The 25,843-nt window shown below is 71.2% G+C and carries 23 protein-coding genes; 15 read left to right on the plus strand and 8 right to left on the minus strand.

The genetic code is table 11. The features are described 5' to 3' along the window. Positions 1–3 precede the first annotated feature (3 nt). Together soxZ and soxY are read right to left on the minus strand one after the other, a co-directional pair. Complete coding sequence (gene soxZ / locus BW996_RS05195; protein ID WP_310732029.1) at positions 4–327, minus strand: thiosulfate oxidation carrier complex protein SoxZ; 324 nt, start codon at positions 325–327, stop codon at positions 4–6. Further along, positions 320–787 carry a thiosulfate oxidation carrier protein SoxY gene (gene soxY, locus BW996_RS05200; protein WP_037477471.1) on the minus strand — a complete coding sequence of 156 codons (468 nt, stop codon included), beginning with the start codon at positions 785–787 and terminating at the stop codon, positions 320–322. Before soxY ends, soxZ begins: the two co-directional genes overlap by 8 nt. A gap of 110 nt (positions 788–897) precedes the next feature. Here soxY and BW996_RS05205 point away from each other — a divergent pair, with 110 nt between their 5' ends. The 4 genes from BW996_RS05205 to BW996_RS05220 all read left to right on the plus strand — a co-directional run bounded on the left by BW996_RS05205 (position 898) and on the right by BW996_RS05220 (position 5,909). Continuing rightward, complete coding sequence (locus tag BW996_RS05205; protein WP_076458755.1) at positions 898–1,986, plus strand: efflux RND transporter periplasmic adaptor subunit; 1,089 nt, start codon at positions 898–900, stop codon at positions 1,984–1,986. Positions 1,987–2,018: 32 nt separating this feature from the next. Next, entirely contained in the window at positions 2,019–5,276 is a 3,258-nt protein-coding gene (locus BW996_RS05210; RefSeq protein WP_051631452.1) for an efflux RND transporter permease subunit, read from the plus strand. A gap of 1 nt (position 5,277) precedes the next feature. Further along, positions 5,278–5,511, plus strand: coding sequence for a YgaP family membrane protein (locus tag BW996_RS05215; protein WP_037477468.1), 234 nt, complete (start codon positions 5,278–5,280; stop codon positions 5,509–5,511). Positions 5,512–5,618: 107 nt separating this feature from the next. After that, positions 5,619–5,909: a metal-sensing transcriptional repressor gene (locus BW996_RS05220; protein WP_037477466.1), complete on the plus strand. Its 291-nt coding sequence runs from the start codon at positions 5,619–5,621 to the stop codon at positions 5,907–5,909. Here BW996_RS05220 and BW996_RS05225 read toward each other — a convergent pair. Further along, complete coding sequence (locus BW996_RS05225) at positions 5,836–6,810, minus strand: LysR family transcriptional regulator (RefSeq protein ID WP_076458718.1); 975 nt, start codon at positions 6,808–6,810, stop codon at positions 5,836–5,838. The two genes, BW996_RS05220 and BW996_RS05225, sit on opposite strands and share 74 nt — an antisense overlap. Before the next feature lie 171 nt (positions 6,811–6,981). Between BW996_RS05225 and BW996_RS05230 the strand changes: the two genes are divergently transcribed. After that, positions 6,982–7,326 carry a hypothetical protein gene (locus BW996_RS05230; protein WP_037477464.1) on the plus strand — a complete coding sequence of 115 codons (345 nt, stop codon included), beginning with the start codon at positions 6,982–6,984 and terminating at the stop codon, positions 7,324–7,326. Positions 7,327–7,380: 54 nt separating this feature from the next. Continuing rightward, positions 7,381–7,812: a hypothetical protein gene (locus tag BW996_RS05235; protein WP_037477462.1), complete on the plus strand. Its 432-nt coding sequence runs from the start codon at positions 7,381–7,383 to the stop codon at positions 7,810–7,812. 13 nt (positions 7,813–7,825) lie between these two features. On the opposite strand, the gene BW996_RS05240 is transcribed toward BW996_RS05235, so the two are convergent. After that, the gene (locus tag BW996_RS05240) at positions 7,826–9,721 is read right to left on the minus strand and encodes an ATP-binding cassette domain-containing protein (protein ID WP_037477460.1); all 1,896 of its coding nucleotides are present in this window, start codon (positions 9,719–9,721) and stop codon (positions 7,826–7,828) included. A 179-nt stretch (positions 9,722–9,900) separates the two neighbouring features. Between BW996_RS05240 and BW996_RS05245 the strand changes: the two genes are divergently transcribed. Further along, on the plus strand, positions 9,901–11,223 hold the full coding sequence (locus BW996_RS05245; RefSeq protein WP_241461799.1) for a cation:proton antiporter: 1,323 nt from the start codon (positions 9,901–9,903) through the stop codon (positions 11,221–11,223). Positions 11,224–11,272: 49 nt separating this feature from the next. Then, positions 11,273–12,388 (plus strand): YbdK family carboxylate-amine ligase, encoded by a 1,116-nt coding sequence (locus tag BW996_RS05250; protein WP_037477458.1) that lies wholly within the window; start codon positions 11,273–11,275, stop codon positions 12,386–12,388. Between the two features lie 6 nt (positions 12,389–12,394). Here BW996_RS05250 and BW996_RS05255 read toward each other — a convergent pair whose 3' ends face one another. The 3 genes from BW996_RS05255 to BW996_RS05265 are packed head-to-tail and all read right to left on the minus strand — an operon-like array spanning position 12,395 to position 16,029. After that, positions 12,395–13,615: an RtcB family protein gene (locus BW996_RS05255; RefSeq protein WP_037477456.1), complete on the minus strand. Its 1,221-nt coding sequence runs from the start codon at positions 13,613–13,615 to the stop codon at positions 12,395–12,397. Positions 13,616–13,634: 19 nt separating this feature from the next. Then, positions 13,635–15,143, minus strand: coding sequence for an apolipoprotein N-acyltransferase (gene lnt, locus BW996_RS05260; protein WP_139330758.1), 1,509 nt, complete (start codon positions 15,141–15,143; stop codon positions 13,635–13,637). Positions 15,144–15,159: 16 nt separating this feature from the next. After that, the gene (locus tag BW996_RS05265) at positions 15,160–16,029 is read right to left on the minus strand and encodes a CorC family transporter (protein ID WP_037477452.1); all 870 of its coding nucleotides are present in this window, start codon (positions 16,027–16,029) and stop codon (positions 15,160–15,162) included. A 118-nt stretch (positions 16,030–16,147) separates the two neighbouring features. Here BW996_RS05265 and BW996_RS05270 point away from each other — a divergent pair, with 118 nt between their 5' ends. The 7 genes from BW996_RS05270 to BW996_RS22055 all read left to right on the plus strand — a co-directional run bounded on the left by BW996_RS05270 (position 16,148) and on the right by BW996_RS22055 (position 25,086). Next, positions 16,148–17,236, plus strand: a complete 1,089-nt coding sequence (locus BW996_RS05270) for a CobW family GTP-binding protein (protein WP_037477450.1) — start codon at positions 16,148–16,150, stop codon at positions 17,234–17,236. A 184-nt stretch (positions 17,237–17,420) separates the two neighbouring features. Next, entirely contained in the window at positions 17,421–17,894 is a 474-nt protein-coding gene (gene dksA, locus BW996_RS05275) for an RNA polymerase-binding protein DksA (RefSeq protein WP_037477448.1), read from the plus strand. A gap of 73 nt (positions 17,895–17,967) precedes the next feature. Continuing rightward, entirely contained in the window at positions 17,968–19,707 is a 1,740-nt protein-coding gene (locus tag BW996_RS05280) for a hypothetical protein (RefSeq protein WP_037477445.1), read from the plus strand. Positions 19,708–19,811: 104 nt separating this feature from the next. Continuing rightward, the gene (hslV, locus tag BW996_RS05285) at positions 19,812–20,354 is read left to right on the plus strand and encodes an ATP-dependent protease subunit HslV (RefSeq protein WP_037477443.1); all 543 of its coding nucleotides are present in this window, start codon (positions 19,812–19,814) and stop codon (positions 20,352–20,354) included. Positions 20,355–20,368: 14 nt separating this feature from the next. Beyond that, the gene (gene hslU, locus BW996_RS05290; protein WP_051631438.1) at positions 20,369–21,748 is read left to right on the plus strand and encodes an ATP-dependent protease ATPase subunit HslU; all 1,380 of its coding nucleotides are present in this window, start codon (positions 20,369–20,371) and stop codon (positions 21,746–21,748) included. Positions 21,749–21,910: 162 nt separating this feature from the next. Next, entirely contained in the window at positions 21,911–24,235 is a 2,325-nt protein-coding gene (locus BW996_RS05295; protein WP_139330759.1) for a putative bifunctional diguanylate cyclase/phosphodiesterase, read from the plus strand. Positions 24,236–24,330: 95 nt separating this feature from the next. Then, positions 24,331–25,086, plus strand: coding sequence for a potassium channel family protein (locus tag BW996_RS22055; protein ID WP_241461798.1), 756 nt, complete (start codon positions 24,331–24,333; stop codon positions 25,084–25,086). Here the strand turns inward: BW996_RS22055 and BW996_RS05305 are convergent. Continuing rightward, positions 25,065–25,835, minus strand: coding sequence for a type III pantothenate kinase (locus BW996_RS05305; protein ID WP_037477441.1), 771 nt, complete (start codon positions 25,833–25,835; stop codon positions 25,065–25,067). The genes BW996_RS22055 and BW996_RS05305 overlap by 22 nt on opposite strands. Positions 25,836–25,843: the final 8 nt, after the last annotated feature.

Consider the following 25,843-nt stretch of genomic DNA (forward strand, 5'->3'; position numbering starts at 1 on the left):
GCCTCAGCCGATCAGCGTCTCGTCGCTGCGCTGCTCGCCGCGGCTGTCGGTCCAGGTGACGGACAGCCGGCTGCCGGCCGGCGCGGCCGCCGCGCGCAGCACGAACTGCAGATAGGGATGGCGCGACACCGACGGCCCCCAGTGCGCCTGCATCACCACCCGGCCGTCGAGCCGGGCGACGACCTCGCGGATGTGCCAGGCCGGCACCCGGCGGCCCGCCTCGTCGAGGCGCCGGCCGTTCTCCATCTCGTGGCTCATCAGCACCCGCACGACGACGCGCTCGCCCTGGCGCAGCGCGCGGATGCGCATCGGCTGCGGCTCAGCCACCGCAGCCTCCGAGCGTGACCTGCACCGCCTTGCGCGCGAACAGCACCCGGCCATCGTGCATCAGCGCGACCGCCCAGACCGGCGAGGACTCGGCCATGCGGGTGCGGATGACGACATCGGGCTCCAGTGCCGGATCGACCTCGAACAGCGCGCACAGCGCCGTCGGGTTGCGCTCGACCAGCAGCAGCAGCCGGCGCACGCCCTCGAGCCGGGTCGCGCAGCCCAGCGACACCGCCGCGCCGTTCTCGGCGATGTCGGGCGCGCTCAGGCGAATGTCGGCGCTCTCGACCGGCGCGGCCAGGCCGAGCGCGGCCAGCGCGGCGTCGATGCCGATGGCGGCGAAGGCGGCCTCGTTCCAGGCGGCCTGCGCCGGCGCGGGCAGCAGCCCGAGACCGGCCAGCAGGCCGGCAACGGCCGCGCTGCGACCGAGCAGCTCGCGACGGACAGGACAGGTGCACATGTCCGCATGCTAGCCGGGCGCAGCCTGCTGCGAAAAGCCCTTTTCTTCAGATCGATTGATACCCTTATAGGTATTTTGCTACCATGCATTCCATCATGGAGATCGCCGAGATGAGCACCCCTGCCGCCCCCGACCGTCGAGCCGTCCTGCCCTGGCTGGCCGGCGCGCTGCTGCTGGCCGCCACCTGGCCGGGCGCCCGGGCCCAGCCCGCCGCCGCGGCCGGCCTGACGGTGCCGACGCTGACGGTGCAGGCCAGCCGCGACACCGCCAGCCTCTCGCTCGACGGCACGCTGGAGCCGCAGCGCCAGGCGGTGCTCGCCGCGCAGGCCGCCGGCAGCGTGCGGGAGCTGACGGTGCGCGCCGGCGACCGGGTGCGCGCCGGGCAGGTGATCGCGCGCATCGACGCACGCAGCGCCGAGGCCGGCGTCGCGCAGAGCGAGGCCGGCGTGGTGCAGGCCGACGCGAACCTGCGCAATGCCCGCACCCAGCTCGAGCGCACCCGCGAGCTGCGCGCGCAGGGCTACATCAGCCAGGCCGCGCTCGATGCGGCCGAGAACCAGTTCCGTGCCGCCGAGGCCGGGCTGGCGCAGGCACGCGCCGGACGCCGCCAGGCCACGCTCGGCCAGGACTTCACCAGCGTCGCCGCGCCCTTCGACGGCGTGGTGCTCGCCACCCACCTCGACGCCGGCGACCTGGCCGCACCGGGCCGGCCCGTGCTCACCCTCTACGCGCCCGGCGCGCTGCGCACCTCCGTGCAGGTGCCGGCCTCGCAGGCGACGCAGGCACGCGCGGCGCGCCAGGTCGAGATCGAGCTGCCCGACGGCCGCCGCGTCGCGCCGGTGCGCCGGGCCGAGCTGCCCGGCGCCGATCCGGTCGCGCAGACCGTCGAGTGGCGGCTCGACCTGGCGCCCGGCGACGCCACCGACCTGCGCCCGGGCCGCACGGTGCGGGTGCACTTCAGCGGCGCCGAGCTCGCGCCGACGGGCGCGCGCAGCGTGCCGACGGTGCCTGCGGCGGCGCTGCTGCGCCGCGGCGAGCTGACCGCCGTCTATGTCGTGCGGGAAAACGGCTTCGTGCTGCGCCAGGTGCGCGCCGGCGCCAGCCACGGCGGTCGCACCGAGGTGCTCGCCGGCCTGAAGACGGGCGAGCGCATTGCCGCCGACGCGGTGCGCGCCGGCCTGGCGGGAGCCCGTCCGTGAGCGGCCCCGGCGAGCGCGGCATCGCCGGCCGCATGGCGGCCTTCTTCCAGGCCAACGCGATCACGCCGCTGCTGGCGATCGTCGCGCTGCTGCTCGGCCTGTTCGCGGTGCTGGTGACGCCGCGCGAGGAAGAGCCGCAGATCAACGTCACGATGGCCAACGTGCTGATCCCCTTCCCCGGGGCCAGCAGCGTCGACGTGCAGAACATGGTCGCGCGACCGGCCGAGCAGGTGCTCTCGCAGATCGCCGGCATCGAGCACACCTACTCGGTCAGCCGTCCCGGCGTGGCGGTGCTGACGGTGCAGTTCCAGGTCGGCGTGCCGCGCACCGAGGCGCTGGTACGCCTGTACGACGTGCTCAATGCCAACCAGGACTGGCTGCCGGCGAGTCTGGGCACGCTGGCGCCGATCGTGCGTCCCAAGGGCATCGACGACGTGCCGGTGCTGGGCGTGACGCTGTGGAGCCGCGACGAGACCTCGGCGCTGGAGATCGAGCGCGTCGCGCGCACGCTGGAGGCCGAACTCAAGCGCGTGCCCGGCAGCCGCGAGGTGCAGACGATCGGCGGCCCGGGCCGCGCGGTGCAGGTCAGCCTCGACCCGAGCCGGCTGCGCGAGCGCGGCGTCGACCTGCTGCGCCTGCAGCAGACCCTGAAGGCCGCCAGCCTGGCGATGCCCGCCGGCACGGTGGTCGACCGCGAGGCCCAGCGCGCCCCGGACGGCAGCGCGCAGATGCTGTCGGTCGAGACCGGCGAATTCCTGCGCTCGGCCGACGAGGTCGGCGACCTGGTCGTCGGCGTGCATGCCGGCCGGCCGGTCTACCTGCGCGAGGTCGCCGCGATCGAGGACGGCGCCGCGCAGCCGCAGCGCCATGTCTGGTTCACGCCGGGTGCCGCCGCCTCGGACGCCGGCAGCGTGCACCCGGCCGTGACGATCACCGTCACCAAGAAGCCCGGCCAGAACGCGGTCGACGTCGCGCAGGCCGCGCGCGCTCGCCTCGACGAGCTGCGCGGCACCGTGGTTCCAGACGGCATCGAGATGACGGTCACGCGCGACTACGGCCAGACCGCCGCCGAGAAGGCCGACAAGCTGATCCAGAAGCTCGCCTTCGCGACCGGCTCGGTGATCCTGCTGGTCGGCTTCGCGCTCGGCCGGCGCGAGGCGGTCATCGTCGGCGCCGCGGTGATCCTGACGCTGACGGCGACGCTGTTCGCCAGCTGGGCCTGGGGCTTCACGCTGAACCGGGTGTCGCTGTTCGCGCTGATCTTCTCGATCGGCATCCTGGTCGACGACGCGATCGTGGTGGTCGAGAACATCCACCGCCACCAGCAGCTCGAGCCGCACCGACCGCTGCGGGAGATCATTCCGGTCGCGGTCGACGAGGTCGGCGGCCCGACCATCCTGGCGACCTTCACGGTGATCGCGGCGCTGCTGCCGATGGCCTTCGTCTCCGGGCTGATGGGGCCGTACATGGGCCCGATCCCGATCAACTCCAGCCTCGGCATGGCGATCTCGCTGGCGATCGCGTTCTCGGTGACGCCGTGGCTGGCCGCCCATCTGATGAAGTCGCACGCGCAAGGCCACGGCAGCGACGGCCACGCCGCGCCGGGCGGGCTGGCCGCGAAGCTGCCGGCGTTCTTCACGCGCCTGCTGTCGCCCTTCCTGGAGAGCGCCGCCAAGCGCTGGCTGCTGCTGGCGGGCATTCTCGGCGCGCTGCTGCTGAGCGTCGGGCTGGCGGTGGTGCAGCTCGTGGTGCTGAAGATGCTGCCCTTCGACAACAAGTCGGAATACCAGGTCATCGTCGAGATGCCGGCCGGCAGCGCGCTGGAGGACACCGCGGCGACGCTGCACGACCTCGGCGCCTACCTGGCCAAGCAGCCCGAGGTGCAGAACCTGCAGGGCTACGCCGGCACCGCCAGCCCGATCACCTTCAACGGCCTGGTGCGGCAGTACTACCTGCGTGCCGACGCCGAGCAGGGCGACCTGCAGGTCAACCTGGTCGACAAGCACCACCGCAGCGACAAGAGCCACGTCATCGCGCAGCGTCACCGCCCGGCGCTGGAGAAGATCGCCGCAGCGCATGGCGCGCGCCTGCAGGTCGTCGAGGTGCCGCCAGGCCCGCCGGTGATGAGCCCTCTGGTCGCCGAGGTCTACGGCCCCGACGAGACCGGTCGCCAGCGCCTCGCCGCACGCATCGCCGCGGCCTTCCGTGCCACGCCCGACATCGTCGGCGTCGAGACCTCGCTGAAGGAGGACGCGCCGCGCGCCTTCCTGCGCGTGCAGCGCCAGCGTGCCGAGTCGCTCGGCATCCCGGTGGCCGCGGTGGCGCAGACGGTGCACGGCGCGCTCTCGGGCCTGGACGCCGCCTGGCTGCACGACGGCCAGAGCAAGTACCCGGTGCCGGTGCGGCTGCAGCTGCCGCGCGAGGCGCAGGTCGGGCTCGACGCGCTGCTGGCCCTGCCGCTGCGCGCCGCCAACGGCCAGCTCGTGCCGCTGTCGGAGCTGGTGCGCGTCGAGAAGGGCGTGATCGACAAGCCGCTGTTCACGAAGGACCTGCACGGCGTGAGCTATGTCTTCGGCGACATGGCCGGCCGGCTCGACTCGCCGCTGTACGGCCTGTTCGCGATCCGCCCGAAGCTGAGTGACGCCGCGCTGCCCGGCACCGGCGAGATCGCCGAGTACTGGATCCGCCAGCCAAGCGACCCCTACCGCCAGTACGCGATCAAGTGGGACGGCGAGTGGCAGATCACCTATGAGACCTTCCGCGACATGGGCGCCGCCTACGGCGTCGGCCTGATCCTGATCTACCTGCTGGTGGTGGCGCAGTTCCGCAACTACCTGACGCCGCTGATCATCATGGCGCCGATCCCGCTGACGATGATCGGCGTGATGCCGGGCCACGCGCTGCTGGGCGCGCAGTTCACCGCGACCTCGATGATCGGGATGATCGCGCTGGCCGGCATCATCGTGCGCAACTCCATCCTGCTGGTGGACTTCATCGAGCTGCAGGTCGCGCAGGGCATGGCGTTCAAGGAGGCCGTCATGAGCTCGGCCGCGGTGCGCGCGCAGCCGATCGCGCTGACCGGCCTGGCCGCGATGATCGGCGCCTTCTTCATCCTCGACGACCCGATCTTCAACGGTCTGGCCATCGCGCTGATCTTCGGCATCCTGGTCTCGACGCTGCTGACGCTGGTCGTGATCCCGGTGCTGTACTACGCCGTCTACCGGCGGCGCCACCCCGACGTCCCTGCCCCCCCTGCATCCCCTGCATCCAACCTTCCCCAAGGAGCCTGACATGACCGTCGACCGCCTGATCCGCATCTTCGCGGGCAGCTTCATCCTGATCTCGCTGGCGCTGGGCGTCGAGGGCAGCCCGCTGTTCGTCAGCCCGTGGGCGCTGGCCTTCACCGCCTTCGTCGGCGCCAACCTGCTGCAGTTCGGCTTCACGAACTTCTGCCCGCTCGGGCTGATCCTGCGCAAGCTCGGCGTGCGCGATGACACGGGCGGCGGCAGCAGCTGCTGCCGCTGAGCGGTGGAAACGATTCACTGAAATCTCAGGAATCCACCACGATCTGTCACGGAGCAGGGACAATGCGCATCCCGAAACCCCCGGTCAATCCCCTCCAGGCTTGCAACATGGCCCAGCTCCAGGACGAATCCAGCCGCACCGACATCCTCAACCGGCTCAAGCGCGCAGAGGGCCAGCTGCGCGGCATCCAGCGCATGATCGAAGGCGGCGAGCCCTGTCTCGACATCGCCAGCCAGATGGCTGCGGTGCGCAAGGCACTCGACAGCGCCTATGTGCGCATGACGGTGTGCTTCATGCAACAGGAGATGCGCGCGCAGCTCCACCTCAGCGACGAGGACGCGCCGAAGCTCGAGGCGATGCTCGGCGACGTGCAGACCCTGCTCGGCAAGGTTCGCTGAGCACCGGCCCGGCCTCGACCGGGCCCGAGGCCATCAGCCGCGCCACCAGCGGGTGCGGCACGCTGCGCTCGGCGCAGACCGCATGGAAAGGCTCGTCGACCCCGGCGCAGCCCCCGATGCGGCACACGCCATAGCGCGCCAGCAGGTCCTCCTCGACCCACTCGGCCGCAGGAAACACGCCCAGGCCGCGGGCGCCGAAGGTCTTGAGCAGCGCGCTGTCCTCGAACTCGCCCGCGATCCGCGGGCGCACGCCCTCGCGCTCGAACCAGGGATCGAGCTGCTGGCGCATCGTCGCCGGCGGCAGCGGCAGCAGCACCGGCACCTGCGCCAGCGAGCGCGGGAAGTCGGCCTGCGCCGCCTCGCGCAGCGCCGGCGGCGCATACCAGGCCACCGGCGAGACGCCCAGCAGCCAGGTGCGCAGCCGCAGACCCGGATGCGGCGCCGGCGCCCGGTCGACCAGCGCCAGGTCGAGCCGGTGCAGCGCCAGATCGGCCAGCAGATCCTCGACCGGCTGCTCGACCACCTTCAGGCGCAGATCGGGCTCGTCGAGCACCGGCTGCAGCAGCCGCCAGGTCACCAGCTTGGGCACGCCGCCGCCGACGCCCACCTGCAGCCGCCGCACCGGCTGGGTCGCGGCTCCGCGCACCCGCTCGGGCAGCTGCTCGCCGAGCTGGAAGATCAGGTCGGCCTGGTGCATGGCCGCCTCGCCGGCCTCGGTCAGCGCGACGCCGCGCCCGGCCGGGCGCAGCAGCGCATGGCCGAGCTCGCGTTCGAGCTCGCGCACCTGGGCGCTGACGGTCTGCACCGCCATGCCCAGCCGGGCCGCCGCCCGAGAGATGCCGCCTTCCCGGGCAACGACCCAGAAGTAGTAGAGATGCCGGTAGCTGAAGTCGAGACTCATCGTCCGTGACGGATCCGCGGTCTCGCCAGGAAGTTCCCCGGGACCGAGCGCAATTCATCAGAAAAATCCTGAACATGCTTCAGCCTCATGCTGGTTTTACAGGAATGTCGACCGCCCTACGCTGAAGGCCGTCATGTCACCCGACATGCCTGACAACCAGGAGCCCCGACGATGGAAGTGCTGTTCGAGTCCCGTCATGCCGAGGCCCGATCGCTGCGCGATCAGGTGATCCGGCGTCTGCGTTTTGCCACCCGGCGCCTGGGTGCGCTGGCGCCCCGGGCGCGCATCCTGCTCGAGGATGTCAACGGTCCGCGCGGCGGCATCGACAAGCAGTGCCGCATCGAGCTGCGCGGGCCGCGCCTGGGCCACCTCACCGTGCAGGCCGAGGCCGACAGCTGGCAGCGCGCCTTCGAGCAGGCGCTCTCGCGGATCAGCCGGGCGCTGGCTGGCCAGTGGCGGCGACTGCGCGAGCAGTCCCGGCTGGAGCGCCGGCGTCAGCCCGCCACGGACCTCTGAGCCCTCGCTCCGCCATCTTCACGATCCCCACCCCGACACGACAGGAAACACGCCATGCGCAGCTACCCCGCCAACAGCCCCGAAGCCGCCGCCCGCATCGTCGCGCTGGCCCTGGTCGCCGACGGTCATGTCAGCCTGATCGAGATCGACACGCTGCAGCGCCAGGACATCGCCCAGCGCCTGGGCCTGAGCGCCGAAGCCTTCCGCGACGTGCTGCACGGACTGTGCGAGGACCTGCTGGTGCAGTCCCCGATGATCTGGAACGACCCGGCCCGCATCGCCCCACGCCTGATCGGCGACCTGCTCGACGAAGTCGACGATCCTGGGCTGTGCACCGAGCTGATCCATCTGTGCCGCACGGTGATCGAGGCCGACGCCCATGTCGCCGACGGCGAGGCGCTGATGCTCTCGACCGCCTTCGTGCACTGGCATCGCCGGCTGTCGCCGCCGGCGGGGGCCAGCCGCCCGAGCCCGCGGGCGGCCTGAGCGAGCGGATCGCTCAGCGACTGCCGAGCGCTTCCCAGCGCTCGAGCAGCGCCAGCAGCTCCTCGTCGATCGCGGCGAAGCGCGCATGCGTCTCGGCGATCTTCTCGGGCGAACGGGCGTAGAGCTCGGTGCCGTTGAGCAGTTCGCCCAGCACCTTCTGCTCGTCCTCGAGCGCGGCGATGCGCGCGGGCAGCTCGTCGAGCTCGCGCTGCTCCTTGTAGCTGAGCTTGCGCTTCGCCGCGGCGGCGGCCGGCGCCGGCGCTGCCGCCACCGGCGCGGAAGCGGACGCCGGTGCCTCGGCCTTCGGCGCGGCCTTGGCCGCCTTGGCCGCCAGCGCGGCGGCGCGCTGCGACTGCGCCAGCCAGTCCTCGACGCTGCCCTCGTACTCGCGCCAGCGGCCGTCGCCCTCGCTGACGAGGGTGCTGGTCACCACCGCATCGAGGAAGCGCCGGTCGTGGCTGACCACGAAGACGGTGCCGGCGTAGTCCTGCAGCAGTTCTTCGAGCAGCTCCAGCGTCTCGATGTCGAGGTCGTTGGTCGGCTCGTCGAGCACCAGTACGTTGGCCGGCTTGGCGAACAGGCGCGCCAGCAGCAGGCGGTTGCGCTCGCCGCCGGAAAGCGTGCGCACCGGCGAGTTGGCGCGCGCCGGCGAGAACAGGAAGTCGCCCAGGTAGCCCATGACGTGCTTGCGCGTGCTGCCGATCTCGACCCACTCGCTGCCCGGGCTGATGGTGTCGGCCAGCGTGGCGTCCAGATCCAGCGCGTCGCGCATCTGGTCGAAGTAGGCCACCTGCAGCTGCGTGCCCTGGCGCACCGTGCCGGCGTCGGGCGCGATCTCGCCCAGGATCAGCTTGAGCAGCGTGGTCTTGCCCGCGCCGTTCGGGCCGATCAGGCCGACCTTGTCGCCGCGCAGGATGGTGCCGGTGAAGTCGCGCACGATGGCGCGGCTGCCGTAGGACTTGGCCACGCCTTCGAGCTCGGCCACGATCTTGCCGCTGCGGCTGCCGGTGTCGAGCTCCAGGCGCACCTTGCCGACCACGTCGCGGCGCGCGGCGCGCTGCTCGCGCAGCGCCACCAGGCGATTGATGCGGCTGACGCTGCGGGTGCGCCGCGCCTCCACGCCCTTGCGGATCCAGACCTCTTCCTGCGCCAGCAGCTTGTCGAAGCGCGCATTGGCCAGCGCCTCGTCCTCCAGCTCGCGCGCCTTGGTCGCCTCGTAGGCGCTGAAGCTGCCGGGATAGCTGCGCAGCTGGCCGCGGTCGAGCTCGAGAATGCGGGTGGACACCGCGTCGAGGAAGGCGCGGTCGTGCGTGATCAGGATGACCGCGCCGGCGAAGCCCGCCAGCAGGTCCTGCAGCCAGACGATCGCCTCCAGGTCGAGGTGGTTGGTCGGCTCGTCGAGCAGCAGCACCTCGGGCGCGGCCGCCAGCGCCTGCGCCAGCGCCACGCGCTTCTTCAGCCCGCCGGAGAGATCATCGACGATGCGCTCGGGCGCGAGCTGCAGGCGCTCGAGCGTCTCGGTGACGCGCTGCTCCCAGGTCCAGCCGCCCAGCGCCTCGATGCGGCTCTGCAGCGCGTCCAGATCCTCGCCGGGCGCGTGCGCCTCGTAGCGCTCGCGCAGCGCCTTGGCCTCGGCCACGCCGACGCTGACCGCCTCGAACACCGTCGCGCCCGGCACGAACTGCGGCTCCTGTGCGACGTAATGGCGCCGCAAGCCCTGCTGGATCTGCAGCAGGCCGTCGTCAGGCTTCTCCATCCCGGCAAGGATCTTCAGCAGCGAGGACTTGCCCGTGCCGTTGCGGCCGATCAGGCCGAGGCGCTCGCCCGGCTCAAGCGACATCGCCGCGTGGTCGAGCAGCGCGACATGCCCGTAGGCGAGACAGGCGTCCTGGAGGGTGAGAAGGGCCATGGCAGGGGTCAGAAGGGTAATCGGACATTATCCCCGGCCCGCCCCGGTTCACCGGCTGTCCCCGATTTCAGCCGGTTGTTACGGTGCTGTCGCAATGCGTCGATACACTGGTTCGCCCCTGCGCCAGAGCGTGAAGCAGTTCACGATTCAACCCCAGCATGCCGACCGGGAGACCCGATTTGAGCCGCATCGCCCTGTCCGACACCATGGCCCGGCTGCTGCCGGCCAGCGAGGATCTGAACGCGCTCGAGCCGACCAGCGCCGGCGCGGCGACCGACTGGGGCCGCGAGATCGCGCTGTGGCCGATCGAGGCGCTGCGCGGCGCCGACCCGGTGCTGGGCCTGGCGGTGCTCATGATCATCGCGCTGCTGGCCGGCGAGGCGGTGCGCCGCGCCACCGGCCTGCCGCGTGCGCTGGGCGCAATGCTGGTGGGTGCGCTGGCCAGCCCGCTGGCGCTGAGCCTGGTCGCAAGGGCCGAGCTGGATGCCTGGAAACCGCTGATCGACCTGGCCGTCGGCCTGCTGGTGTTCGAGCTGGGCGCCCGCATCCGGCCGCGCTGGCTGCGCGACAACCCCTGGCTGACGCTCAAGAGCCTGGCCGAGGCGCTGCTGTCCGGTCTCGCGGTGGCCGGCGCGCTGGTGCTGCTGGGCATCGACCACCAGAGCGCCACACTGGCCGGTGCGGTGGCGATGGCCGGCTCGCCGGTCATCACGATGGCGGTGCTGGGCGAGCTGCGCCCGCGCGGCCAGGTCACCGAGCGGCTGCTGGTGATGACTGCGGTCAACACCGTCTGCGCGGTGCTGGCGCTGAGCCTCTGGCAGATCGCGGTCACGCTGGACGCCGACGGCTTCGACTGGCAGCCCGCGCTGGCCGGCGTGCTGTATGCGCTGTGCGGCTCCTACCTGCTGGGCGCCTTCGCCGGGCTGCTGCTGGAGCGGCTGAGCCGGCAGATCCGCGGCACCGGGCTGGCGACGCTGCAGCTCGCGCTGGTGGTGATCGCGGCGATGCTGGCGGCGCAGTTCACCGTCTCGCCGCTGCTGTCGCTGCTGGTGGCCGGCATGGTGGCGCGCGCGCGCATGGGCCACCGGCTGCAGGTCGAGCCGCAGCTCGGCAGCGGCGGCACGGCGCTGACGCTGCTGCTGCTGCTGACGCTGGGCCTGCTGTCGACGCTCGACGGGCTGCTCGGGCTGTGGCCACTGGTGGCGGCGATCATCGGCGCGCGGCTGCTGGCCAAGGTCGGCACGGTGCTGCTGCTGGCGCGCCCGAGCGGCCTGGGCTGGCGCCAGTCGCTCGGCCTGGGGCTGGCGCTGCAGCCGGCCTCGAGCCTGCCACTGCTGCTGACCAGCGCGACGCTGGGCTGGCCCGCCCACCTGCCCGCCCCGCCGGCCGAGCCGATGCAGGCGTTGCTGATCGCGCTGACGCTGCTGCAGCTCAGCGGCCCGGTGTGGCTGCAGCTCGGCCTGCGGGCGGTCGCACGCGAGAGCGACGCCCGCCCCGACTGACGCCGGACCGACGACGACACGCCCCCTCCCCGACAGGAAACCACCCGCCATGCCGCTGCAGGACTTCGCCACCTCCGAGCCGCTGACGCTGGGCGTCGAGCTCGAGCTTCAGCTGATCTCCACCCACGACCAGAACCTGGTGCCGCAGGCCGAGGACCTGCTGCGCGAGACCGCCCGCCACACCGGCGCCTGGGACATCAAGCCCGAGATCGCGCGCTCGATGATCGAGATCGGCAGCTCGATCCAGCGCGAGCACGGCCCGCTGCTGGCCGAGCTGCGCGACATGCGCGACCAGCTGGTGCACGCCTCGCGCCGGCTCAACATCGGCATCGCCGGCGGCGGCACGCACGCCTACCAGCACTGGAGCGAGCAGCAGATCTATCCCGGCGAGCGCTTCCACTACCTCAGCGACCTCTATGGCTACCTGGCCAAGCAGTTCATCGTCTTCGGCCAGCATGTGCATGTCGGCTGCCCGAACGGCGACGACGCGCTGTGGCTGCTGCATGCGCTGTCGCGCTATGTGCCGCATTTCATCGCGCTGGCGGGCTCCTCGCCCTTCGTGCAGGGGCAGGACACCGGCTTCGACTCGGCGCGGCTGAACGCGGTCTTCGCCTTCCCGCTGTCGGGGCGCGCGCCCTTCGTGCGCAGCTGGTCCGAGTTCGGCACCTACTTCGACAAGATGACCGACACCGGCGTGGTCAAGTCGATGAAGGACTTCTACTGGGACATCCGCCCCAAGCCCGAGTACGGCACCATCGAGCTGCGCGTGTGCGACACGCCGCTGACGGTGGAGAAGGCCGCGGCGCTGGCCTGCTACCTGCAGGCGATCTGCCGCTACCTGATCCAGGAGCGCCCCTTCGAGCCGGCCGAGGACGACTATCTGGTCTACACCTACAACCGCTTCCAGGCCTGCCGCTTCGGGCTGGACGGCGAGGTGGTCAATCCGCAGACCAAGCAGCGCTCGCGGCTGCGCGACGACATCGTGCGCACGCTGGCCAAGGTCGACGCGCATGCGGTCGACCTGAAGTCCTGGGACGCCTGCCAGCAGATCCGCGACTCGCTCGGCGAGGGCAACGACGCCACCTGGCTGCGCCGGCTGCACCGCACCGGCATGCCGCTGTCGGAGGTGGTGGAGACCGCCGCCCGGCGCTGGAGCGGCGCGTAGAGCGCCTCAGCCCTTCACGCACAGCACCTGCCGGAGCGTGTGCACCACCTCGACCAGATCCTGCTGCGCGGCCATCACCGCGTCGATGTCCTTGTAGGCCATCGGGATCTCGTCGATCACCGCCTCGTCCTTGCGGCACTCGACGCCCTCGGTCGCGGCGATCTGATCGGCCACCGTGTAGCGCTGCCTGGCCTGCGTGCGGCTCATCACCCGTCCAGCACCGTGGCTGCAGCTCTCGAAGCTCTCCGGGTGGCCCTTGCCGCGCACGATGTAGGAGCGCGCGCCCATGCTGCCCGGGATGATGCCCATCTCGCCCCGGCCGGCGCGCACCGCGCCCTTGCGCGTCACGAAGACCTCCTGGCCGAAGTGCGTCTCGCGCTGCACGTAGTTGTGGTGGCAGTTGACCGCCTCCAGCTGCGCCTCGAAGGGCCGGCCCAGCACCCCACGCACCGCAGCGATGACCCGCTGCATCATCACCTCGCGGTTGGCGCGGGCGAACCGCTGTGCCCAGCCGACCGCGCGCACGTAGTCGCCGAAGTAGCGCGCGCCCTCCTCGAGATAGGCCAGGTCGCGGTCGGGCAGATGCACGTCGTTGCGCATCGCGTCCTCGCGCGCCAGCTCGATGAAGAGCGTGCCGATCGCGTTGCCGACGCCGCGCGAGCCCGAATGCAGCATGAACCACACCGCCCCGGCCTCGTCGAGGCAGACCTCGATGAAGTGGTTGCCGCTGCCCAGCGTGCCCATGTGCCGGTGGTTGTTGGTCTTCTCCAGGCGCGGATGGTCGCGGCAGATCTCGGCGAACTCGTCGGCCAGGCCGGCCCAGGCGGCATCGGCCTCGTCGGGCGGCGTCTCCCACGCGCCGCGGTCCCGCCCCTGGCGACGCGGACTGAGGCCATGCGGCACCGCGCGCTCGATGGCCGCGCGCATCGGGCCGAGGCTGTCGGGCAGGTCCTCGGCGCGCAGCGAGGTGCGGCAGGCCATCATCCCGCAGCCGATGTCGACGCCGACAGCCGCCGGAATGATCGCCCGCACCGTCGGCACGACCGAGCCGACGGTCGCGCCGATGCCCAGATGCACGTCGGGCATCGCCGCGACATGGCGGAACACGATCGGCAGCCGCGCGGTGTTGGCCAGCTGCGCCATCGCGGCGGGCTCGACCGGCACGCCCTCGGTCCACAGCTTCAGCGGCACGCCGCCGGGCACGTCCTGTTCGATGGGGGAAGACATCTCGAATGCTCCTTGTCGGTCAGCCACGGTGTCTCGACCGGAAGCCGGTCGACGCGACGACAGCCAGCCCGAGCGCCCACAGCGGCAGCAGCCCGAAGCGCCCCGCCCACCAAGCGAACGGCGTCGTGCCCTCGCGGCCCTGCACCTGCGCCTCCAGCACGCCGCGCACATGCGGAGCCAGCCGGTGGGTGACGCGGCCGCGGTGGTCGATCGCCACCGTCGCGCCGGTGTTGGTGGCGCGCACCATCGGCCGCTGCAGCTCCAGCGTGCGCAGGCGCGAGATCTGCAGGTGCTGGTCGACCGCCACCGTCTCGCCGAACCAGCCGATGTTGCTGACATTGGCCAGCACCGTCGGCGCCTGCGCGGCGTCGACGAAGCGGGTGGCGAGCTCCTCGCCGAACAGATCCTCGTAGCAGATGTTCGGCCCGACCCGCTCGGTGCCGACCGCGAAGGACGGCGCGGCCAGCGGCCCGCGCGAGAAGTCGCCCAGCGGCATGCGCATCATGTCGACGAACCAGCGGAAGCCCCAGGGGATGAACTCGCCGAAGGGCACCAGATGGTGCTTGTCGTAGCGGTAGAGATCGGCGCCAGCCCGGCCGGGCCCGAAGCCGACGACCGAGTTGCTGTAGCCGCTGTCGGCATCGCCCAGCGGCACGCCGACCAGCGCCGAGGTGGTGCGACGCGAGAAATGGGCTTCCAGGCCCTGCCACAGCCCCTGCGGCAGCTGCGCCGGCAGCAGTGGAATGGCCGTCTCGGGCGCCACCACCAGATCGGCGGTCGAGGCGAAGAGCGCCCGCACATGCCAGTCCAGCGTCTGCGGCAGCCGGCTGAAGTCGAATTTCTCGTCCTGCGGCACATTGCCCTGCAGCAGCGTGACCGCCAGGCCGCCGGTGGCGCGGGTGAAGTCCGGCCCGCGCAGCGCCGGGGCCAACGCCAGCGCCGCGGTCAGCCCCAGCGCCGCGGCCCGGGCCGGCTGGCGCGGCTGCAGCACCAGCCGCGCCAGCACGAAGCCCAGCGCCGCGCCGGCCGCGCCCATGCCATGCACACCCAGCCACGGCGCCAGCAGCGCCAGCGGCCCGTCGACATGCGCGTAGCCCGCGGCGCCCCAGGGAAATCCGGTCAGCAGCTGCGCGCGCGCCAGCTCGGCCAGCAGCCACAGCGCGCTCCACAGCAGCAGGTCGTGCCCGAAGCCGCCGCGCCCGCGCCAGCGCGCGAACAGCGCCATCGCGCCCGCCAGATAGAGCGACAGCGCCGCGGCAAGTGCCAGCACCGCGCCGGCCGACAGCCAGGCCGGCAGGTTGCCGTAGCGATGCATGCTGATGAACAGCCACCAGAAGGTGCCCGCCAGCCAGGCCACGCCCGCCAGCGCCCCCAGCACGAAGGCGCGCCGCGGTGCGGCCTGCGCCACCAGCGCTGCCAGCAGCGCCGCGCCCAGCACCTGCAGCACGCCGCGCGGCTCAGGGGCCAGCGACAGGGCCTGCAGGCCACCGGCGCCGAGCGCAAGCAGCCCGACGACCGGCGCCGGCATGCGAGACAGGCCGCGCTCAGCCACCGCTGGCGTCGTCGCCCGCAGACACGCGCGACACCCGGAACCAGCGCACCGCGCCGCCGCGGGTCAGCATCACCACGAAGCGCAGCGGACCGACGTCGACGCTCTCGCCGCGGCGCGGCACGCGGCCGTTGCTGTGCGCCACCAGCCCGCCGATGGTCTCGAACTCGTCGGCCGGCAGGTCGGTGGCGAAATGGGCGTTGACCGCCACCACCGCCGCGTCGCCCGCCACCCGCGAGCTGCCATCGGTCAGGGTGTAGAGACCGGACTCGCCCTCGCGCTTCTCGTCGTGCTCGTCCTCGATCTCGCCGACGATCTGCTCGAGCACATCCTCGATGGTGATCATGCCGGCCAGGCCGCCGAACTCGTCGATGACGATGGCGAGGTGGTTGCGGTTGGAGCGGAAGTCGCGCAGCAGCTCGTTGAGGCCCTTGGACTCGGGCACGAACAGCGCCGGGCGCAGCAGCGTGCGCAGGTCGGGCGCGCCGAGGCCGCGCGTGCGCAGCAGATCCTTGGCCAGCAGCACGCCGATGATGTTGTCGCGCGAGTCCTCGAAGACCGGAAAGCGCGAATGTCCGGTGCTGGCCACCGCGTCGAGCACCTCGTCGAACGGGGTGGCGATGTCGATCATGTCGATGCGGGGTGCGGCCACCATCGCATCGCCTGCTGTCAGGTCGGCCATGCGGATCACGCCCTCGAGCATCGCGCGTGATTCGGGATCGATCAGCTCGCGCCGCTCCGCGTCGGCCAGCGTCTCCATCAGCTCGTCGCGCGAGTCGGGGCCGGGAGAGATGAACTCGATCACCCGCGCGAACAGGCTGCGGTGGTCCGCAGTGCTGCGGGAACTCGGCTGGGGTTCGGACACGGTGTGTGCCGGAAGTGAAGATGGACGAAGAATACCGCAAGGACCGGGGTCGACTTGACAGGCCCGGGGGCTTGACAGACAGTCGTCCATCCATTTTTCCCCTGACCTGCTGCCCGCCATGTCCAACGGCCTCATTCCCGCGACCATCCTGACCGGCTTTCTCGGCTCGGGCAAGACGACGCTGCTCAAGCGCGTGCTCTCCGAATCGCACGGCCAGAAGATCGCCGTCATCGAGAACGAGTTCGGCGAGGAGAACATCGACAACGACATCCTCGTCGCCGACACCGAGGAGCAGATCATCCAGATGAGCAACGGCTGCGTCTGCTGCACCATCCGCGAGGATCTGCGCTCGACGCTGGCCACGCTGGCCGAGAAGCGCCGCAAGGGCGAGCTGCAGTTCGACCGCATCGTCATCGAGACCACCGGCCTGGCCGATCCGGGCCCGGTCGCGCAGACCTTCTTCATGGACGACGAGGTCGCCGAGAGCTTCCTGCTCGACTCGATCCTGACGCTGGTCGATGCCAAGCACGGCGACACGCAGCTCGACACCCGCCAGGAGGCGCGCCGCCAGGTGGGCTTCGCCGACCAGATCTTCCTCAGCAAGGCCGACCTGGTGGACGCTGGCACGCTCGACGCGCTGTCGCACCGCATCAAGCACATGAACCCGCGCGCGCCGCAGCACCGCGTCGACTTCGGCGTCGTGCCGATCAAGGACGTTTTCGACCTGCGCGGCTTCAACCTCAACGCCAAGCTCGAGATCGACCCGGCCTTCCTCGACGCCGACGACCACGGCCACCCCCATCACGACCATGACCACGGTCATGAGCACGGTCATGAGCACGGTCACGACTGCGGCCACGACCACGCGCCCGGCGAAGCCTGCGATCACGCGCATCACCATCGCCACGACGACGACGTCAAGTCCTTCGTCTTCCGCTCGGACAAGGCCTTCAATCCGGCCAAGCTGGAGGACTTCCTCGGCTCGGTGGTGCAGATCTACGGCCCGAAGATGCTGCGCTACAAGGGCGTGCTGAACATGAAGGGCACCGAGCGCAAGGTGATCTTCCAGGGCGTGCACCAGCTGATGGGCAGCGATCTGGGTCCGAAATGGATGCCCGGCGAGAAGCGCGAGAGCCGCATGGTCTTCATCGGCATCGACCTGCCGCGCGACGTGTTCCAGGCTGGCCTGAGCCAGTGCCTGGCCTGAGGCTGGCGACAATCGCTGGCGACCCTTCCCCCGAGCGGATGAAGCAAATGCAGCGGATGCGCCACGCCCTGCCGCGGATCAGCGTTGCGCAGGCCGAGATCGCTACAATCCGCGCGCCCGGAATCGGCACGATCGACCCGGTGGCCATCACGGCCTTCTCCACTGCCAGCCACCCGAGGCTCCCATGCCCCAGAACGACCTGAAGACCGACCCGAACCTCGCCAACGCCTGGAAGACCAAGGCGGGCCGCGACCTGACGGATGCCGAGCTGCTGGCCATGCCCGACAGCGAGTACATGAGCGACCAGCAGCTCGAGTTCTTCCGCTCGCGCCTGCAGCGGCAGAAGGAGGACCTGCTGGCCAACGCCGGCGAGACCACCGAGCACCTGCGCGAGGACACCTCGATCGTGCCCGATCCGGCCGATCGCGCCACCATCGAGGAAGAGCACGCCCTGGAGCTGCGCACACGCGACCGCGAGCGCAAGCTGCTGAAGAAGATCTCGCAGTCGATCAGCCGCATCGATGCCGGTGACTACGGTTACTGTGACGAAACCGGCGAACCGATCGGCCTGGGCCGCCTGCTGGCACGCCCGACCGCTACACTGTCGCTGGAAGCGCAGCAGCGCAGGGAACTGAAACAAAAGCTCTTCGGCGACTGACCGCAGACGATGTTCCGGGGAGACGGCCGGAGTCCGCGCGAAGCGCCGTCAGCAGCGCCATCAGGCAACACACATGGCTGACTCCAAGGACTCCCCGAAAAGCGGGTTCTTCCGCAAGGTGGTGCGCTTCGCGCTCAACCCGACCACCGACTGGGCAGATCTGAACGGCAGCGAATCCGACTCCCGTCAGGACGACTACGCCCGCTCGGAACTCAAGGCGATGATCGAGCGCAAGCGCCGCAACGACTTCGTGCGCAAGCGCGAGTTCGACGCGCTGCGCCGCATCCGCCGTGAAGGCCTGACCGGCGACCGGCTCGCCGGCCTCGAGGGCCTGGAGGGCCTGTCCCACCTCGACGACTCCGAGGTGCGCAGCCACGACAGCTACGGCACCCGCCCCGACGGCGACGACGTCAAGGACAAGATCGACGCGATCGAGCGCCAGATGGTCGGCGAAGGCCTGACGCAGCGCCGCGGCGCCGCGGTCATGGGGCGGCCTGCGCCACCGCGCATCGAGTCGCGCTTCGACGCCACCACCGCGCCGCAGGTCATGGCCACCAGCCCGCACCTGTCGGACGCCTTCAAGCCAACGGCGCCGATGCAGATGGAATCGGTGCTGATGCGCACCGACAGCGGCCCGAGCACCGCCAACCCGGGACGCATCAGCGTGCACGGCCCCGGTGTCGAGGGCGGCGATCAGGTGCTGGTGTCCGAGCTGGCCCATGATCCCGACCTGGACGAGGCGGTCATCGCCTTCGCCAATGCCGACTTCGAGCTGTGCGAACGCTCGCTGCTGGCGCTGATCAGCCTGAGCGGGCCGCGAGCCCGGCATGCCGAGACCTGGCATGTGCTGTTCGACCACTACCGCGCCACCGGCAACCAGACCCGCTTCGATGCGGCTGCGCTCGACTACCAGGAGCGCTTCGGCATGTCGCCGCCGCAGTGGTTCTCGATCCCGCAGCTCGCCTCCGACGCGAAGCGCCAGGACACGCAGCATGCGTCCGGCAACCCGGGCATGCCGGCCCAGATCGATGGCCATCTCGGCTGGGTCAGCCCGGAGCGGCTCGAGGTCGATGCGGTCGGCCAGCTGCGCGCCCAGCTGCTGCAGATGCCGCTGCCCTGGGTGCTGGACTGGCGGCCGCTGCGGCGCATCGAGCCGCAGGCCGCCGGCATGCTGCACCGGCTGCTGCATGAATGGTCGGACGAGCCGATCGAGATGCGCTGGATCGGCGCCGACCGCATGCTGGCGGTGCTGGCCGAGATGGCGCCCAACGGCATGCGCGACGCCGACCCGGCCTTCTGGCTGCTGCGCATGGAAGCGCTGCGCCTGGCGCACCGCACCAACGAATTCGATCAGGCCGCGATCGACTACTGCATGACCTACGAGGTCTCGCCGCCCTCCTGGATGCCGGCTCGCTGCAGCGTGCGGCTGTCGGACGCCTCCGGGCAGGTGGTGGTCGAGACGCCCACCACCGGCATCGCCGATGTCGCCACCAGCTTCATGGAGTCGCAGTCGCCCGACGAGGGCATGCTGGAGGTGGCGCAGGTCGAGCTCAACGGCCAGCTGCTCGGCGACATCAGCCGGCTGCTGCTGTCGATGGACGAGCAGATCGGCAAGTCGAGCATCATCCACATCTCCTGCGCGCGGCTGATGCGCATCGATTTCATCGCCGCCGGCGACCTGCTCAACTGGGTCATCGGCCGGCGTGGCGAGGGTCGCCACGTCACCTTCGTCGATGCGCACCGGCTGGTGGCGCTGTTCTGCGGCGCCATGGGCATCACCGAACAGGCGCGCGTGGCCATCCGCCGCGACTGAGCGCCCTCCTCGCCGCGCCCCGCCACCGCAGCCCTTGCAAGCGCTGCGGCGCGCCCCATCTGCCCTCTGCCTTGTCCACGCCCTCAGCGAGCCCACGCCCTATCATGTCCACCGAATCCTTTCACGGCACGACCATCGTCAGCGTGCGTCGCGGCAACACCGTGGCCATTGGCGGCGACGGCCAGGTCACGCTCGGCCACATCGTCGTCAAGTCCAGCGCGCGCAAGGTGCGCAAGCTCTACCGCGAGCAGGTGCTGGCCGGATTTGCCGGTGCGACCGCCGACGCCTTCACGCTGTTCGAGCGCTTCGAGGCCAAGCTGGAAAAGCACCAGGGCCATCTGGTACGCGCCGCCGTCGAGCTCACGCGCGACTGGCGCACCGACCGGGTGCTGCGCCGCCTCGAGGCCATGCTGGCGGTGGCCGACCGCAGCGCCTCGCTGATCATCACCGGCAACGGCGACGTGCTCGAGCCCGAGCACGGCATCGTGGCGATCGGCTCAGGCGGCGCCTATGCGCAGGCCGCCGCCCGCGCGCTGCTGCAGCACACCGAGATGGCGCCGGCCGAGGTGGTCAAGCGCTCGCTGGAGATCGCCGGCGACCTGTGCATCTACACCAACCAGTCCCATACCATCGAAACCCTGGAATGAGCCGGAGCACCCCCATGAGCAGCGCCATGACCCCGCAGGAGATCGTCTCCGAGCTCGACCGCCACATCGTCGGCCAGCAAGGCGCCAAGCGCGCCGTGGCCATCGCGCTGCGCAACCGCTGGCGCCGCCAGCAGGTCGACGAGAAGCTGCGCCCCGAGATCACGCCGAAGAACATCCTGATGATCGGCCCGACCGGCGTGGGCAAGACCGAGATCGCCCGGCGCCTAGCCCGACTGGCCGACGCGCCCTTCATCAAGGTCGAGGCCACCAAGTTCACCGAGGTGGGCTATGTCGGCAAGGACGTCGACACCATCATCCGCGACCTGGTGGAGAGCGCCGTCAAGCAGGAGCGCGACCGCCAGGTGAAGCTGATGCGCCACCGCGCCGAGGACGCCGCCGAGGAGCGCATTCTCGACGTGCTGGTGCCGCCGCCGCGCCCGGCCGCCGCACCCGGCCTGGGCGGCCTGGGCTTCGGCTTCGCCGAGCCGGCGGCCCCCGCGCCAGCGCCGGTCGACAGCACCGCGCGCCAGACCTTCCGCAAGCGCCTGCGCGAGGGCTCAATGGAGGACAAGCAGATCGAGATCGAGGTCGCCGAGGCGCGGCCCGCGGTCGAGATCATGGGCCCGGCCGGCATGGAGGACATGGCCGAGCAGTTGAAGGGCATGTTCTCGCAGCTCGGTCAGGGCAAGCGCAAGGCCCGCAAGCTGACCATCGCCGAGGCGCGCCGCCTGCTGATCGACGAGGAGGCGCAGCGCCTGGTCAACGAGGAGGAGATCGTCACCCGCGCGCTGCACAGCACCGAGCAGAACGGCATCGTCTTCATCGACGAGATCGACAAGGTCGCCAGCCGGGGCGAGGGCAGCGGCGGCGCCGACGTCTCGCGCCAGGGCGTGCAGCGCGACCTGCTGCCGCTGGTCGAGGGCACCACCGTCAAGACCAAGCACGGCATGGTGCGCACCGACCACATCCTGTTCATCGCCTCGGGGGCCTTCCACCTGTCGCGCCCGAGCGACCTGATCCCGGAGTTGCAGGGGCGCTTCCCGATCCGCGTCGAGCTGGGCTCGCTGAGCGTGGACGACTTCGAGGCGATTCTCAGCAGCACGCACGCCAGCCTGCTCAAGCAGTACCAGGCGCTGCTGGCCACCGAGGGCGTGACGCTCGACTTCCAGCCCGGCGCGATCCGGCGCATCGCCGAGATCGCGCACGGCGTCAACGAGCGCACCGAGAACATCGGCGCACGCCGGCTCTCGACCGTGATGGAGCGCCTGCTCGACGACATCTCCTTCGACGCGCCGCGGCGCAGCGGCGAGACGGTGTCGATCGACGCCACGCAGGTCGATGCACGCCTGGGCGAGCTGGCCGGCAATGAGGATCTGTCGCGTTACATCCTCTGACATTCCACGCGGTACCACCCTGAACAGGGGGAGGGAACACCCCGGCCGGACCGGGGCGTGACCGATATGATGACCCGGCCCCGCCCGGATTGCGCCCGGATGCGGGGCGATTTCATCATTTTCGACATGCCCTGCCCGATTGCCCCGGAACTCGAGACTGCCTTGGCCGCCGCCGCCCTGCTCGGCCTGCCCGCGGTGGCGCTCGACCTGCGCGGGCAGGAGCTGGCGGGCGCCGGGCTCATGCTCGAGCCGGCCGGACGCGAGCGGCTGCTCGCGGCGCTGGCCGACCGGCACCGCGGGCCGATCGAGCCGCTGCAGGCCGCAGCCGGGCGCTGGCTGCAGCTGGACCTGTCCTGGCCGGCCGGTGCACAGGCCGCTCAGGCGCTGGCGCTGGTGCGCGAGGTCGGCGCGCCGCAGGTGGCCGAGCCGACCTTTCGCCGGGAGCGCGACCGCTTGTGCTGGCTGGCCGACAGCGCCCCGGTGCTGATGGCCTACTGCGAGAACGAGGCGCTGCGCTGCAGCTATGCCAACCGGGCCTTCGTGCAGTCGCTGTGCCCGGCCGCCTCTGAACGCGGCCCGATCGGCCAGCCGCTGGCCGGCGCGGTCACCCCGGATCTGGCCGACTGGCTGCAGGCCGCCACCGCGCAGCTCGAACGCGATGGCGAGGCGGTCTGCAACGAGCAGTGGCTCACGCTGGCCGACGGCACCGTGATCTGGGCCGAGCTGACGCTGGCGCCGCATGTCGACGCACGCGGTCGCCGCCACGGCCTGTACCTGCTGGTCAGCGACCACAGCCGCCACCACCATGCCGAGCGGGCGCTGCTCGAGTCCGAGGAGCGGCTTGCGCGCTTCATGCAGGCAGGCGTCGAGGGCATCGTCTTCCACCGCGACGGCCACATCGTCGATGCCAATCCGGCGCTGTGCACGCTGATCGGCCAGTCGCTGCACGAGCTGCTGGACCGGCCGCTGCTGGGTCTGATCGCGCCGGAATGCCAGTCCCGGCTGGCGCGCCGGCTCGATGCGCAGGAGGATCTGTGCATCGAGACCAGCCTGATCGCGAAGGACGGCCGGCGCATTCCGGTCGAGCTGATCGAGCGCGGCACGCTGCAGCGCGGCGCGCCGATGCGCATGACGGTGCTGCGCGACATCCGCGAGCGCCGCGACGTGCAGGACCAGCTGCACTACCTGGAGCATCACGACGCGCTGACCGGCCTGGCCAACCGCCACGCGCTGTTCAGTCAGCTCGAGCATCTGATGGTCGCCGCCCGGGCCTCCGACACCCGGCTGGCGCTGCTGTTCATCGACCTCGACCACTTCAAGCGGGTCAACGATTCGCTCGGCCATGCCGCGGGCGATGCGCTGCTCAAGACCCTGGCCAGCCGCCTGGGCGAGCGGGTGCGCAGCACCGACCGGGTGGCGCGCTTCGGCGGCGACGAGTTCATCGTGCTGCTGCCGGGCGTGCGCAGCCGCGAGGCAATCGCCCATGTGGCGCGCAAGCTGCTCGAGGCGCTGGCGCGTCCGGTGCGGATCGCCGGCTCGTCGCAGGACATCTCGATCACGCCCTCGATCGGCATCGCGGTCTATCCGGACGACGGCGACACGCCCGATGTGCTGATCCAGCATGCCGACGCGGCGCTGCATGCGGCCAAGGCCCAAGGCCGTGCCCACAGCGTCTTCTTCGAGCCCCGCCAGGTCAGCCTGGCGCGGGACAACCTGGTGCTGGAGGGCCAGCTCGGCCAGGCGATCGCACAGCAGGAGTTCGCGCTGCTGTTCCAGCCGCAGGTCTGTGCCCGCGATGGCCGCTTCGTCGGCGTCGAGGCGCTGATCCGCTGGAATCATCCCGAGCGCGGCCTGCTGGTGCCCGACGCCTTCATCGCGCTGGCCGAGCAGCACCGGCTGATCGTGCCGATCGGCGCCTGGGTGCTGCGCGAGGCCGCGCGCCAGGCGCGCCTGTGGCATGAGGCCGGTCTGCCGCTGACGGTGGCGGTCAACCTGTCGACGCTGCAGTTCCAGGCGCCCGACTTCGTCGCCTCGATCGAGCAGCTGCTGGCCGAGACCGCCCTGCCTCCCGGCTGGCTCGAGCTCGAGCTGACCGAACGCATGCTGATGGACGATGTGCCCGGCGTGCTGGCGCGGCTGGCCCAGCTGCGCCAGCTCGGGGTGAAGCTCTCGGTCGACGACTTCGGCACCGGCTACTCCTCGCTGAGCCATCTGAAGGAGCTGCCGATCGACAAGATGAAGATCGACCGCTCCTTCGTGCGGGAGCTGCCGCATCAGCGCGAATCGGCAGCGATCGCCGGCGCGATCATCGAGCTGGCACGCGGCCTGGGCCTGACGGTCGTCGCCGAGGGCGTCGAGACCGAGGCGCAGCGCGAGTTCCTGCTCGCGCATGGCTGCGACCAGCTGCAGGGCATGGGCATCGGCGCGCCGATGGACGCCGCGGCCCTGCAGGCCTGGCAGCGCGCCCGCACCGTCGCCCCGCCCTGAACCCGGTGCGGCAGGTCCGGACGCACCGGCCTGCGGGCGCGCTCTGCTAGGCTGATCGCATGGCTCCGGAGCGATCACCGTCGACACTCTCGTTCATGCCCTCGCGCCTGCCGCGGCACTGGCTGCTGCTGTGCAGCCTGGTCGCGACGATTCCCGCCTTCTATCTCGAACTGCTGTCAGGCAGCGGCTCGCCCGCCGCCGCCGCGACCTACCTGATCGCGGCGCTGGTCGTCGTGCTCGCCGAGCGCCGGCACCACGGTCAAACGCCACGGCTGCGCCGGCTCCTGGCGCGACTGCTGATCGGCGGGCTACTCATCTCGGCCCTGCTGCCGCCCAGCTCGACCTCGACGCCCGCACTGGTGCTGCGCTCGCTGACGGCCGCACTGACGCTGATGCACATGGTCTGGTGCCTGCGTCACCTGCTCGCACGCGACAGCCTGCCGGCCATGCTGGGCACCGCGCTGGGCGTGCTGCTGCTGTGCGGCGCCGGCTTCTGGTGGCTGGAGCCGCTCACGCCGACGCTGGCTGACGGCCTGTGGCTGGCCTTCACCACCGCGGCGACCGTCGGCTACGGCGATGTGGTGCCGAGCACGCCAGCCTCGAAGATCTTCTCGGTCTTCGTCGTGCTGCTGGGCTTCGGCATCCTGTCGCTGGTGACGGCCTCGATTGCGGCAATGTGGGTCGAGACCACCGAGCGCCAGGTCGAGCGCGACATCCTGCAGGACCTGCACGCCGAGATCGGTCGGCTGCGCACCGAGCTGCACGCCACCCACGCCGAGCTGCAGGCACTGCAGCGCCGGCTGCCGCCGACGCCTGCCGCGCACGACGATCAGCCGCCCGGGAACTCCTGAGCCCCGAGGCGCAGCAGGCCCTCGAAGATCAGCGTGTCGACCAGCTCGAAAGGCAGATCGGTCTCGGGCGCGAGCTTGACGGCCGCGCCACCGCCCATCAGCAGCATCGGCTCGGCCCCGCAGCGGCGCAGCAGGTGGCGGTGCATGCGCTCGATCGCGCCGGCGATGCCGTAGGTGCCGCCGCTCATCAGCGCGTCGCTGGTGTTGGTCGGGAACTCGCGCACCTCGCCGGTGGGCACCTTCAGTCCGGCCGTGCCCGACTCCAGCGCCTTGAGCATCAGCCCGAAGCCCGGCAGGATCAGCCCGCCCAGGAAGCGCCCCTCGGCATCCATCGCGTCGATCGTCACCGCGGTGCCGACCATCACCACGAGCGCAGGCCGCGCCGGCCCCGCAGCCAGCACCCGCGCGCGTGCGCCGATCAGCGCCAGCCAGCGGTCCGAGCCCAGCCGGGCCGGATGCTCGTAGCCGTTGACCACGCCGGCATCCTGCGGCTGCGACACCACCCAGCGCGGCGTCAGATCCCACAGGTCGAGCTGCTCCTCCGCGCGGCGGCGCACGCCCTGACCGGCCACCGCGCTGCCCAGCATGCGCTGCGGCGCCGGCAGCCGAGCCCACTCCTCCTCGGCCAGCCGATCGATGGCCTCGAGAAAGACCGCCCCTTGCGCGATCAAGGCCGCCTCGGGCCGGGGCGCCTCGTACAGGCCCCACTTGAGACGCGTGTTGCCGATGTCGATGACCAGGAAACTCATGAGAACGC

Origin of the sequence: Sphaerotilus natans (assembly GCF_900156335.1) — a bacterium.
Lineage (GTDB): Bacteria > Pseudomonadota > Gammaproteobacteria > Burkholderiales > Burkholderiaceae_C > Sphaerotilus > Sphaerotilus natans.